Raw genomic sequence first — 12,715 nt, 5'->3', positions numbered from 1 at the left:
CGGCACCCGCACGTCCCCACATCCCCGACACCAGGAGGACGAGATGGCGCAGGGCAGCAGCACGACGCACGAGAGTGGTCCGGGACGGCGGTCGGTGCTCGTGGGAGCGGGTGCGGCCGTCACGGCCGGCCTGCTGACCGGCGTGCCGGCCAGGGCCACGACCGAGGTCGCCGGGCGCGGGCCGCGGCAGTACCCGTTCACGCTCGGCATCGCCTCCGGCGACCCGCTGCCGGACGGCGTGGTGATCTGGACGCGGCTGGCACCGTCCCCGTTCGAGATCGGCGGGGGAGTCGACGGGGGCGCGCACCCGGTGCAGTGGCAGGTGGCCACCGACCCCGGGTTCACGTCCGTCGTGCGGCACGGCACGGCGCACGCGCACCCCGAGTACGCGCACAGCGTGCACGTCGACGTCCGCGGCCTCGCCCCGGACCGGGACCACTGGTACCGCTTCCGCTCCGCCGGCCACGTCAGCCCGGTCGGGCGCACCCGCACGGCACCGCAGCCGGGCGCGCCGGTGGGGGAGCTGCACCTGGTGACGGCGTCGTGCCAGTCACTGGGCGCCGGTTTCTACCACGCATGGCGCGACGCGGCGCAGGACCCGGCCGACCTGGTCTACTTCGCCGGCGACTACGTGTACGAGTACGCGGTCGACCAGACGTCGGTGCGCTGGCCGTACACCCCGCCGCTGCCGGACGACTACGCCCGCGAGACCGACACCCTCGACCGGTTCCGCCAGCAGTACTCGGCCCACAAGGTCGACCCGGACCTGCAGGAGGCGCACCGGGCCTCGCCGTGGATGGTGACGTGGGACGACCACGAGGTGCGCAACGACTACGACGCCTTCGACCCGGCGCAGGCCGAGTTGCGCGCGAACGGCTACCGCGCGTTCTGGGAGCACATGCCGCTGCGCTGCCCGCAGCTGCCCGACGGCGCCTCCGCGCGGATGCACCGGCGGCTCACGTACGGCGACCTGGTGCGCTTCCACGTCACCGACTCGCGGCAGTTCCGCACCACCCAGCTGCCGGGCGGCACGGTGCTCGAGGGCCCGGCCCGGCGCGACCCGGCGCGCCAGATGCTCGGCGAGGAGCAGGAGGCCTGGCTGCTCGACGGGCTCGGGTCCGGCGGCACCACCTGGGACGTCATGGCGAACACCGTGCTGTTCAGCCGGCTCGACAGCGGTGCCGGTGCGGTGGAGCAGTTCTCGACGGGGCAGTGGGACGCCTACCGCGTCGCGCAGCAGCGCGTGGTCGACGCCGTCGTCGACAAGGGCGTCGGCGGCTTCGTCGTCCTCACCGGCGACATCCACCGCAACTACCAGCTCGACGTGCTCGCCGACTTCGACGACCCGACGTCGGCGGTGGTGGGCGTCGAGTTCGCCGGCACCTCGATCAGCAGCGGCCGCGACGGCGCGCAGACCGACGCCGGGCTGGAGCTGCGCAAGGCGGAGAACCCGCACCTGCGCGCGGCCGACCTGTGGCGCGGCTACCTGCGGTCGCGGATCACGCACGCGGAGTGGACGACCGAGGTCCGCGCCATCGACAAGGTCACCACGCTCGAGCACCGGGCCTGGACCAGCCAGACGCTCCGGACCTTCCCCGGCCGGCCGGGGCTCGTCGTCGACTGACCCGCCCCGCTCGGCGGTGGTCGGTCAGGGGGTGAAGCTCGCGGCAACCCGGTCGAGCAGCAGCGGCGCGCCGTAGAGCAGGGCTCCCAGGGGAAGGAGGCCGGCGGCCGCGGACCACAGCATGCGGACACGTCGTGCCGAGTGCACCTGGCGGTCGAGCGTCTCGAACCAGGCACCCAGTGCGCGCCGATCGGGCTCGACGACCGGGCGGGTGGTCCACGTCGCCACCCGTTGCGCAGCAGCAGCGACGGCCGACACCTGGGCCGGCTCCAGCACGGGCTTGCGGTTGCGCAACCACCGCACCAGGTCGGTGTCGACGAGCACGCCGACGTCCGACGGCTGCTCCTTGACCGTGAACCGCTTCGGCTCGACGACGACCACCAGCCCGCGCACCGGCACCTCGAACCCGACGGCGGCCGACAGCAGCTTCGCGGCGCGGGCGGCCTCGTGCCGGGAGTTGCGGACGTGGTCCTTGCGGTGGCCGGCCACCATCAGCGTGTTGCCGCCGACCCACACGGTCTGCGTCGAGTGCTCCTTGGTGTTGACCGTGAACACCCCGCCGGGGCCGACGACGACGTGGTCGATGTCCGACTCCTTGGTGCCGACCGGCACCGAGTGCAGCACCGTCCAGCCGTCGGGGAGTCGCGACAGCCGGGCCGCCACGATGCGCTCGCCGCGCGCGCCCCAGTACCAGCTGCGGTTGTCGGGGTGCACCGGGGAGACGCCGAACAGGTCCTGCAGCCAGGTGTTCGGTGCGACGCCGGTCTGCTCGTCGCGCAGCTTCACCATCAGCGCCTCGGCGGGCACGTGGCCGCCGAGCCACACCGCCTGCTCGTCCCCGGTCGTCGTCATGCGGCCGTCGTCGGCACCCGGGTCGGTGGGCTTGACCGCCGCCACCCGGTTGCGCGCCTCAGGTACGCAGCGCAGCCACGACCTTCTCGACCCGGCGGGCACGGGTCTCGTCGGTCTTGGCGGACTCGATCGACAGCGCGTGCGCCTTCTGGGCGCTCGGCGACAGCGCCTGCCAACGGGCGGTGGTGGCGTCGTCGAGCTCGGCGGCCAGGGCGGCCGGGACCTCGACGGTGCGCGGCGCGTCGTCGACCTCCATCGTCACCTCGACCTCGTCGCCGGCACCGCGTCCGGTGGCCTTGCGGGTCTCGGCGTTGAACGAGACCAGCACCTGGCCGCCCATCGAGGCGGTCGTCGTCCGGTAGGTGTGCCCGCCGTCGATCGTGACCACGACGGGGACGCGCTTGCCGCGGCCGAAGGACTCGAGCACCTCGGGCGGCACGACGATGCCGACGTTGTTGCCGCCGCTGGCGTGCAGGGTCGTGGTGAAGGTCGCCATGACGGAAGGATCGGGCACCGGACCCCCTCCTGGGGGTCCAGCGTCCGGTTCTTCGGGGCGTGTCGCAGCGACGTGCGCGGACGTGAGCGGATCGGGCATCATCCGCGCATGGTCGACACGTTGTCGTGGGTCCGTCGGGCGCAGGTCGTGCTGCGGACCTCGCCGCTCGGGCCGCCGAATCCGCTGCCGCCGCTGCGGCCCGTCCGCGACCTCCACGAGGGGGTGGAGGCACCGGACGCCGACGCCGAGATGCGAGCGGGGCTGGCGCTCGGCCACGTCACGTCGCTGCTGCCGTACCTGACCCAGGACGGCTACGGCCGCGACCTGGTCGAGACGGCGCACGACGCCGTCGTCGTCGAGAACGAGCGGGTGCGGGCGACCTTCCTGCCGGGACTCGGCGGTCGGCTGTGGTCGCTGGTCGACCTCACCACCGGTCGCGAGCTGCTCCATTCGCCGAGCACGCTCCAGCTCGGCAACCTCGCCCTGCGCGACGCGTGGTTCGCGGGTGGCGTCGAGTGGAACCTCGGCACCACCGGGCACACGCCGCTCACCTGCGCGCCGCTGCACGCCTCGCTCGTCGACCTCGACGACGGCACGCCGGTGCTGCGGCTGCACGAGTACGAGCGGCTGCGTGGTCTCGTGCAGCAGGTGGACGCGTGGGCGCCGCCCGGCTCGCCGGCGCTCCTCGTCCACGTCCGCGTGACGAACCCGCACGACCACGACGTCCCCGTGTACTGGTGGTCGAACACCGCTGTGCCGCAGACCGGGTCGACCCGTGTGCACGTCCCGGCGACGACGGCCTGGCAGTTCGACTACTCGCGGCAGCTGCGTCGCGTCGACGTCACTGACGACCTCCGGCACCCCACGTCCTCGACCCACGCCGCCGACTGGTTCTTCGACCTGGCCGGGACGGAGCGGCCCTGGATCGCGGCGGTCGACGGCGACGGCGGTGGCCTGCTGCAGACGTCGACGTCGCGGCTGCGCGGACGGAAGCTGTTCGTCTGGGGCACCGGCCAGGGCGGGCGCCGCTGGCAGGAGTGGCTCTCGCCGGACGGCGAGGAATACCTCGAGATCCAGGCCGGCCTGGCCCGCACCCAGCTCGAGCACCTGCTGCTGCCGGCGCGCACCTCGTGGTCGTGGCTCGAGACCTTCGGTCCGGTCACCGAGGCCGAGCTCGAATCAGGTGTCGAGCACCTGCTGCGGGGGTTCGAGGACCAGGTCGCCGCGATCACCGCTGCGGCCGAACGGGTCCCGCACGAGGTGCTGCACGTGGGGTCGGGCTGGGGGGCCGTCGAGCAGGCCCGACGGGCGCGTCACGACCTGCCGGCGCTGCCGGCCGGCACACCGTTCGACCCGGCCGTGGCGGGCGACGAGCAGCGTTCCTGGCTCGACCTGCTCGCCGGCCACGCCCCGGACGCCGACCCGTCCGTCCCGCCCGCCTCGTGCCAGGTGGGGGAGGAGTGGGAGGCGCTGCTACGGGGGCACCAGGGGTGGCTGCCGGCCTACCTGCTCGGCGTCTCGCTGGCGGCGCGGGGGCGTCTCGACGACGCGCGTTCCGCCTGGAAGCGCTCGGTCGTGCAGACCGACAACGCCTGGGCCAGGCGCGCTCTGGCGGTCACCGACGACGACCAGCAGTCCGCCGGCCGCTCGTGGGACCGCGCGATCGAGCTCGCCCCGTGGTGCGTCCCGCTCCAGGTCGAGCGCCTGGCGTGGGTCGCGACGACCTCGCCGCCGGTCACCGTGCTCGCCGCCGTCGACGCCGCACCGGACGAGGTGCGCGCCCACCCGGCCGTCCGGCTGCTCGAGGCGCGCGCCGCGGTCGACGTCGGAGACCTCGCCCGCTCCACGCGCCTGCTCGACGAGGAAGGGCTCGTCGTACCGAACCTGCGCGAGGGTGCGGACGACCTCACCGAGCTGTGGTGGGACCACCGCGCGCTCGCGCTCGCCACCGCTGCGGGACAACCGGTCTCGGCGGCCCACCGCGCCGGTGCCCGCGCCGAGCCTGTCCCCGCACGCTACGACTTCCGGATGCACGCACCCTGACGTCAGACGATGGCCTTGCCCGGGTTGAGCACGCCGTGCGGGTCGAGCGCCGCCTTCACCGCGCGGTGCATCGCGACGACGGGTTCGGAGAGCTCGCGCCGCAGCCCGTCGCGCTTCAGGAGGCCGATGCCGTGCTCGCCGGTCACCGTCCCGCCGAGCTCGAGCGCGTCGGCGAGGATGTCGTCGAACGCCAGCTGCGCCCGACGCTCCTGGTCGGTGTCGCCCGGCGGCGTGGTGATCAGCGGGTGCAGGTTGCCGTCGCCGGCGTGGGCGACGTTGGCGATGCGCACGTCGTGCCGCTGCGCCGTCAGCTCGATCCGCCCCAGCATCTCGGCGACGTGCTGCACCGGGACGCACACGTCCTCGGTGAGCGCCGGCCCGAGCCGCTCGAGCGCCGGGTAGGCGAGGCGTCGTGCCGCCATCAGCGCCTCAGCCTCGGCCTCGTCGGTCGACACCTCGGCCCAGGTCGCGCCGCCGTCCAGGAACGCCTGCCGCACAGCGGCTGCCGCCACGTCGCCCGCGGCGCCGTGGTCGTCGACCTGGGCGAGCAGCACCGCGTCGGCCTCGACCGACAACCCCATCCGCTTCCAGTCGTCGACCGCCCGCAGGCAGTGCCGGTCGACCAGCTCGAGGACCGCAGGACCCAGGCCGCGACGGGCCACCAGCTCCACGGCTCGTCCGGCATCGACGACCGAGCCGAAGAACGCTGCGACGGTGCGCCGCGGCGCGGGCAGCGGCCGCAGCCGCACCGTCACCTCGGTGACGACGCCGAGCGTCCCCTCCGACCCGACCAGCAGCGACACGAGGTCGTACCCCGCGACGCCCTTCGCGGTCCGCCGGCCGAGGCGGACGACCTCGCCCGTCCCCGTCACGACCTCGAGGGCCAGCACGTAGTCGCGCGTGACGCCGTACTTCACGCAGCACAGACCGCCCGCGTTGGTCGCGACGTTGCCGCCGATGGTCGACCACGGCGACGACGCGGGATCCGGCGGGTACCAGAGCCGGTCGCCGGCGACCCGGGCGCGCAGGTGGTCGTTGACGACGCCCGGCTGCACCACGGCGAGCCGCTCGAGCGGGTCGACCTCGAGCACCGCGTCCATCCGCTCGAGCGACAGCACGACCCACCCGTCGACCGCGTTCGCGCCGCCGGACAGGCCGGTGCCGGCACCGCGCGGCACCACCGGGACGCCGTGCTCGACGCACGCGCGCACCACCTCCTGCACGTCGGCGGTGGACGTGGCGAGGACGACAGCAGCCGGCGCACCGGCCGGCGCCCACGCACCTTGGTCGGCGCGGAACCGGTCGGTGCTGTCCGGCGCCGTCAGCAGCTGCGACGCCGGCAGGGTGCTTGCGAGCCGCTCGACGACGGGGCTGGTCACCGGGCGCATCGTGTCCTCCTGCTCGTCGTCCGCGTCGTCGTCACCCTGGCACGAGCCAGGGTGCGCGGCGTTGTCGGACCCCGGGTGCACCCTGGTCGCGACCGGACGGGGAGGACGAGGATGACGACCATGACGCAGCCGACGACGCGCACGACCGCGCCCGTCCTGCTCGGGGCGACCGCGTCGCGCCGGTGCCCCCGACGCGTGCACGGCGACCACGACGCGACGGTGCAGCGGCCGCCCTGGTCGCCGCCGGAGCCGCTCGCGCTGCGCTTCGACGCCGCGGACGGCTGGCGCACCCAGGTCGTGGACCGCCTCGTCGAGCTGCACGGCGACGCCGGCGCCGACCTGCGCACCGCGGCCGGCTCCTGCGTCGACGCCACCACCCGGGCGATGGACGCAGGTGCGCTGCTCGTCGTCGGCGGGCGGCTGCCCGACGACACCGCCGGTGGTCGGCGCGGCGCCCCCGACGTGCTGCTGCGACTCGGCGACGGCTACGTCCCGGTGCTGGTGAAGTGGCACAAGGGCGTCAGCGCGAGCGCGCGCCGCTCGGTCGAGGTGTCGCCGCTCGGCGACCCGACCGCCCGTCGTGAGCTCGTCGGGGTCACGGCCCGCACCCAGCGGTTCGACGACCTGCTCGAGCTCGCCCACCACACCCGGCTGCTGCAGGCGTGCGGACGCCACGCCGGGACGACGATCGGCGCCGTCCTGGGTACCGACGAGCTCGACCTGGGCACCGGGGCCGACCTCGCGCTGGTGTGGCACGACCTCGACGTCCCGCGCGTCACCACCTTCTCGCGCAGCCGCGGCACCGCCCGCCGCACCGCCCTGGAGCGGTACGACCACGAGCACGGCTTCCGGGTCCGGGTCGCGCAGGTCGCCCAGCGCCGGCACGGGCTCCCCGACGACCCGGCGCCGCTCGTCGTCCCCGTCGCGCAGCCGGAGTGCCTCACCTGCCCTTATCAGCAGCCGTGCGCCGACGAGCTCGGTCCGGACGACCCGTCGCTGGCGCTGACCTCCGGGCGCCTCACCGTCCGCGAGTGGCTCACGCTGCAGTCGCTCGGCGTCACGACCACGGCCGACCTGGCTGAGGTCGACCCGGACGAGCCCGCCGACCTGCTCGACGCCGCGCTGGTCGAGGCGTTCCTCGACGAGAACGCCCACGACCGCGCCGCGGCGCTGCGTCGGCTGCGCGAGGCGGCCGTCCGCGCCCGCATGGTCCGCGACGGGGTCGAGCTCGCCCCGCTCAGCGACGCGCCCGTGCACGTCCCCCGCGCCGACGTCGAGATCGACCTCGACTACGAGTCCGACACCGAGGGCCGCGTGTACCTCTGGGGCGCTCGCCTGGCGTCGCGACCGGGGCCGGACGCCGACCACGGGCCGGCGACCTACCACCCGTTCGTCACCTGGGAGCCGCTCGACGACGACGCCGAGCGCGCGGTCGCGCAGGACCTCGTCGACTGGCTGCGCGACCAGGTCGCCGCCGCCGACGCCGCGGGCCGCACGCTCGAGGTGCACCACTGGACCGGCGTCGAGGCCGACGCCCTGCGCAAGCTCCTCGGTGACGCGGCGGCCGACGTGCTCGCCCGGTTCGTCGACCTGCACGACGTCGTGCGACGCCAGTTCCGCGGTCTGCACGGGCTGGGGCTCAAGGCGGTCGCCCCGCAGTTCGGCTTCTCCTGGCGCGCCGACGACGCGGGCGGCGCGCAGTCGCAGGTGTGGCTGCAGGTCGCGCGCGACCCGTCCGACCCGGCGTGCGAGCAGATGCGCCGGCGCGTGCTGGAGTACAACGAGGACGACGTCGAGGCGACCGCCGCCGTCCGAGCCGGCCTGTCGCGCCGGGCCGAGGGTGGGAGCGGCGTCAGCCCTCGCTGACCCGCACCACGACCTTGCCCGCGACGTGGCCCTCCATGCTGAGCGCGAACGCGTCGGCGAGCCGGTCGAGCGGGAAGGTCTCGGCGACCTCGACGCGCACCCGGTCGTCGTCGGCCATCGCGGCGAGCGCGGCCAGGTCGGCGGCGTCCGGCCGCACCCACATCCAGCTTCCGCCGGCCTCCAGCACCGACGGGTCGGCGATCGACGCGTGCCGACCGCCGTCGGCGAGCACGGCACGGGTCACGTCGAGCACCTCACCGACGAAGTCGGCGACCACCGTGACGCCGTCGGGCGCGAGCTCGCGCACCCGGTCGGCGAGGCCCTCGCCGTACGCGACCGGCTCGGCGCCGAGGGCGCGCAACCGGTCGTGGTTGCGTGGCGAGGCCGTGCCGATGACGCGCTCGGCGCCGAGCGCCCGCGCCACCTGCACGCCGATCGAGCCGACGCCGCCGGACGCGCCGTGCACGAGCACCGTGTCGCCCGCACCCGTGCCGAGCCGGGTGAGCACCTGGTAGGCGGTCAGGCCGGCGAGCGGCAGCGCGGCCGCCTCGTCGAACGACAGCGACGCCGGCTTGGCCGCCGCGGTGCGCACCGGGACGGTGACGAGCTCGGCGAACGTCCCGCCGTGCACGTAGTCCTTGCGCGCGTAGGCGAGCACCTCGTCGCCCTCGGCGAACTCGGGCGCGTCGATGCCCACCTGCTCGACGACGCCGGCCACGTCCCACCCGGGCACGGCGGGGAACCGGACGTCCATCAGCGCGTCGAGCCCGCCCGCCATGACCTTCCAGTCGACAGGGTTCACCGACGCCGACCGCACCCGGACGAGCACCTCTCCCGGACCGACCTTGGGTCTGGGCTGCTCGGTCAGCTCGAGCACCTCGGGTCCGCCGTAGCGGCTGTACGTCATCGCGCGCATCGTCTGGTCCACGGTCCCGATCGTGCCCCCGCGGCGTCCGCCGGGCGACCCGGGGACGGCGCGCGGCGCGTGCTCGCGCTCGGGTAGGTTCGGCGGCAGCAGTCGGCGACGGGAGGGTGGACGAGCATGGGTGTCACGCTGGCCAAGGGCGGCAACGTCTCGCTGAGCAAGGAGGCGGGCTCGACCCCGCTCACCAAGATCCACGTGGGGCTGGGCTGGGACGTGCGGTCGACGGCGGGGGCCGACTTCGACCTGGACGCCAGCGCGCTGGTCTGCGGCCCGACCGGCCGCATCCTCGGCGACGAGTGGTTCGTCTTCTACAACCAGCTCGTCTCGCCGGACCAGACCATCCAGCACACCGGCGACAACCTCACCGGCGAGGGCGAGGGCGACGACGAGTCGATCATCATGGACCTGGAGCGGATGTCGCCCCAGGTCGACAAGATCGTGGTCGCCGTGTCCATCCACGACGCCGTGTCGCGGGGGCAGAACTTCGGCCAGGTCGTCAACGCGTTCATCCGCGTCGTGAACGTCACCGACGGCGCCGAGCTCGCGCGGTTCGACCTCAGCGAGGACGCCTCCACCGAGACCGCGATGATCTTCGGCGAGGTCTACCGCCGCGCCAACGAGTGGAAGTTCCGCGCGGTCGGCCAGGGCTACGCCTCCGGTCTGCACGGCATCGCCACGGAGTACGGCGTCAACGTCGGCTGAGGCCGTCCGGGCGGTATTTGCGGCGGGGTGGAGCCGCTCCTCCTGGCATGCAGGTGAAGACCGCCCGTGCCACCGAGCGTCGTGACGTCGTCGACGCGGACGGGTGGCTCGAGTTCGCGGTCCGGCTCGCCGAGCACAACGTCGCCGACGGCGGGGGGCCGTTCGCGGCCGTGGTCGTGCGCGCCGGCGAGCTGGTGGCGACGGGGGTCAACCGGGTCACCGGCGACCTCGACCCGACGGCACACGCCGAGGTGGTGGCGATCCGCGCGGCCTGCGCGGAGCTCGGTGCGTTCGACCTGGCCGGGTGCGTCCTCGTCAGCTCGTGCGAGCCGTGCCCGCTGTGCCTGGCGGCGTCGCTGTGGGCACGGGTCGGCGGCGTCGTGTACGCGGCCGACCGGCACGACGCCGCCGCGGCGGGCTTCGACGACGAGGCGTTCCACGACCTGCTCGCCGCGCGCCGCTCGCGCTGGCCCGTCCCCGTGCGGCAGGTGCCCACGGCCGGCGCGACGGACCCGTTCACGGCGTGGCGCCGGGACCCGTCGCGCGCGCCGTACTGAGGAGGTGACGACGTAGCCCTGATCGGGCGGACGCACTCGCCCGGCACGCATGGATGATTCGCCCACGTCCGGGCCGGATCGTTCCTAGACTTCCGAGCATGACGGGGGTTGCGCTGCGCAAGGGTGAGAACACCTCGCTGCCGGAGGACGTGTCGACCGTGAAGGTCGTGGTCGGCTGGTCCGAGGCCGACGGTGAGCCCCACGACGTGGACGGGGCGGCCCTGCTGCTCACCGAAGCAGGCCGAGTGCGGTCGGACGCCGACTTCGTGTTCTACAACCAGCCATCGGCGGCGGACGGGGCTGTCCAGCACCTGGGTCGCGCCGTCACTGACGGCGGTCGGCAGGAGGCCGTCGGCCTCGACCTGGAAGCGATTCCGGACGACATCCACGTCCTCGCGGTCACGGCGAGCCTCACGGCAGGAACCTTCGGGGACCTGCATGGCCTGTACCTGTCGCTGAGCGACCAGGCCGGGCAGCCGATTGCCAGCTTCATGATCGACGACGCGTCGAGCGAGACGGCGTTCCTCTTCGGCGAGATCTATCGACGGAACGGCTCGTGGAAGCTACGGGCGGTCGGTCAGGGATGGGCGTCGGGCCTCGCTGGCCTGGCTACCGACTTCGGTGTGACGGTTGACGACTCGCCTGAGGACGACGAGTCGCCCCAGCACCGCGAGGACGCCCCCGAGGCACCGGCGACAGCGACCGAGTCGTTCTCGGAGGACAGCGTTTCCGAGGTGCCCGCACCCGACGAGGTGGCCCACGCCCGCCTGGAGCCGTCCTCGTCGATAGTTACTGCATCGCCGGCGCGACGGCGACGCGGTGTCCGCACCGTCAAAGCCCCCGCGCGGCAGGCTGCCACCCGACCGGTCTCGAAGTTGGCCGACGATCCGAACTGGCAGATGGCTCGCTTGTTCTCGGTGTCTGGCGTGGGATCCGCCGACGAGCAGGAGAAGCGAGCCACCTCGGCTCTGCTGTCCACCATGCTCAGCGTGAAGCCGTTCGCTCGTGCGATCTGTGCACGTCTCGGTGCCCCGGCGGGGAACGTCGAGACCTTCCTGGAGGTCCAGTTCGCCAAGGGCGAGGGCAAGGTCGTGCCCGACGGTGTGCTGCGGGTGGTGCGTGGGCAGCGCAGGTGGACGGCCCTGCTCGAGGTCAAGACCGGCACCGGTCAGCTCAGGGCCGAGCAGGTCGAGAACTACGTCGACGTCGCCCGGACGCAGGGGTTCGACGTGGTGGTCACGTTGTCAAACGAGATCGCACCGTCCGCGGGCGACCATCCGGTCGTAGTGGATCAGCGGAAGCTGAAGAAGGTGGCGCTCCACCACCTGTCTTGGGCCGAGGTCCTGCACGAGGCGCGAATGGTCCATCAGCACCAAGGCGTGCCGGACGCGACCCAGCATTGGATCCTGTCCGAGCTGATCCGCTACCTCGAGCACCCGAAGTCCGGGGCTGCCGGCTTCGACGACATGGGTGCGTCGTGGGTCCCGGTACGCGAGGCCGTGGCTGCGGGCACCCTGCGTCCGTCGGACCGCAAGGTGCCTGCTGTGGCTCACTCGTGGCAGCGGTTGGTCCGGCACCTGATGCTGCGGCTGTCGGCGGACCTGGGCGTCACCGTCACCGAGCCAACCCGTCGAGGAAGCCGGGTCGACGCCGCCAGCCGGAGCCAGGATCTGGTGACCGGACTCGCGACCGAGGGCCGTCTCCCGGCAACTCTGCGCGTACCAGGCGCCGCCGGCGCGCTCGACATCGTGGCGGACCTGCGCACCACCCGCGTACGGGTCGGGACCGCTGTCGCGGCGCCGCAGGAGGGCACCAGTCACCGGCGGGTGCAGTGGATCCTCCGTCAGCTTCGAGAGGCGCCTGACGACGTGCTCGTCGAGGTGCAGTTCGCTCGTCACTCCGAGACCACGTGCGAGCAGCTGAAGGATCTTCGAGAGGGACCGGGGCCACTGCTTGCGGGTCAGACGAAGGATGTCGCCGGGTTCGTCCTGTCCCGGACCTACCCGCTAGGCACCAAGCGCTCGGGTGTGAAGGGTGCGTTCATCCCGAGTGTCACCGATGCGGTCGAGTCCTTCTACTCGCTGGTGCTGCAGCCGCTGCAGGCCTGGGTGCCCTCGGCGCCGAAGCTCTCCGACGACTCCGTCGAGGATGTGCCGGCGGTCCTCGACCCTGACGTCTGACCAGCCCACGTCACGACGGGGCCCCTCAGGCAGCGTGGGACCGAACCTCTGCACCCTCTTGTTCCGTCATACAGGTAGGCGG

General features: G+C 73.6%; 10 protein-coding genes. 6 read left to right on the top strand and 4 right to left on the bottom strand.

Going from position 1 to position 12,715, the window contains the following annotated elements; translation table 11 throughout:
• Positions 1–43 precede the first annotated feature (43 nt).
• Positions 44–1,624, top strand: a complete 1,581-nt coding sequence (locus tag ACYVKY_RS09580) for an alkaline phosphatase D family protein (RefSeq protein WP_460434744.1) — start codon at positions 44–46, stop codon at positions 1,622–1,624.
• Between the two features lie 24 nt (positions 1,625–1,648).
• Here ACYVKY_RS09580 and ACYVKY_RS09575 read toward each other — a convergent pair whose 3' ends face one another.
• Both ACYVKY_RS09575 and ACYVKY_RS09570 read right to left on the bottom strand, forming a co-directional pair.
• On the bottom strand, positions 1,649–2,476 hold the full coding sequence (locus tag ACYVKY_RS09575; RefSeq protein ID WP_460434743.1) for a nuclease-related domain-containing protein: 828 nt from the start codon (positions 2,474–2,476) through the stop codon (positions 1,649–1,651).
• A 58-nt stretch (positions 2,477–2,534) separates the two neighbouring features.
• Positions 2,535–2,972 (bottom strand): YdeI/OmpD-associated family protein, encoded by a 438-nt coding sequence (locus tag ACYVKY_RS09570; RefSeq protein ID WP_460434742.1) that lies wholly within the window; start codon positions 2,970–2,972, stop codon positions 2,535–2,537.
• A gap of 108 nt (positions 2,973–3,080) precedes the next feature.
• Here ACYVKY_RS09570 and ACYVKY_RS09565 point away from each other — a divergent pair, with 108 nt between their 5' ends.
• Positions 3,081–5,015, top strand: coding sequence for a DUF5107 domain-containing protein (locus tag ACYVKY_RS09565; protein ID WP_460434741.1), 1,935 nt, complete (start codon positions 3,081–3,083; stop codon positions 5,013–5,015).
• A gap of 2 nt (positions 5,016–5,017) precedes the next feature.
• Here the strand turns inward: ACYVKY_RS09565 and ACYVKY_RS09560 are convergent, their stop codons facing one another.
• Positions 5,018–6,403, bottom strand: a complete 1,386-nt coding sequence (locus ACYVKY_RS09560; RefSeq protein WP_460434740.1) for an FAD-binding oxidoreductase — start codon at positions 6,401–6,403, stop codon at positions 5,018–5,020.
• A 120-nt stretch (positions 6,404–6,523) separates the two neighbouring features.
• On the opposite strand from ACYVKY_RS09560, the gene ACYVKY_RS09555 reads away from it, so the two are divergent.
• Positions 6,524–8,269, top strand: a complete 1,746-nt coding sequence (locus ACYVKY_RS09555; protein WP_460434739.1) for a TM0106 family RecB-like putative nuclease — start codon at positions 6,524–6,526, stop codon at positions 8,267–8,269.
• Here the strand turns inward: ACYVKY_RS09555 and ACYVKY_RS09550 are convergent.
• On the bottom strand, positions 8,256–9,185 hold the full coding sequence (locus tag ACYVKY_RS09550) for an NADP-dependent oxidoreductase (RefSeq protein ID WP_460434805.1): 930 nt from the start codon (positions 9,183–9,185) through the stop codon (positions 8,256–8,258). The genes ACYVKY_RS09555 and ACYVKY_RS09550 overlap by 14 nt on opposite strands.
• Before the next feature lie 126 nt (positions 9,186–9,311).
• On the opposite strand from ACYVKY_RS09550, the gene ACYVKY_RS09545 reads away from it, so the two are divergent.
• The 3 genes from ACYVKY_RS09545 (at position 9,312) to ACYVKY_RS09535 (ending at position 12,633) form a co-directional block, all read left to right on the top strand.
• Positions 9,312–9,896 (top strand): TerD family protein, encoded by a 585-nt coding sequence (locus ACYVKY_RS09545; protein WP_460434738.1) that lies wholly within the window; start codon positions 9,312–9,314, stop codon positions 9,894–9,896.
• Between the two features lie 47 nt (positions 9,897–9,943).
• The gene (locus ACYVKY_RS09540) at positions 9,944–10,453 is read left to right on the top strand and encodes a nucleoside deaminase (RefSeq protein ID WP_460434737.1); all 510 of its coding nucleotides are present in this window, start codon (positions 9,944–9,946) and stop codon (positions 10,451–10,453) included.
• Between the two features lie 98 nt (positions 10,454–10,551).
• Entirely contained in the window at positions 10,552–12,633 is a 2,082-nt protein-coding gene (locus ACYVKY_RS09535) for a TerD family protein (protein WP_460434736.1), read from the top strand.
• Positions 12,634–12,715: the final 82 nt, after the last annotated feature.

The sequence above is a fragment of the Angustibacter speluncae genome (genome assembly GCF_054777815.1).
Note: the sequence above shows the minus strand (reverse complement) of the source record. Positions and strands in the feature narration are given on the sequence as shown.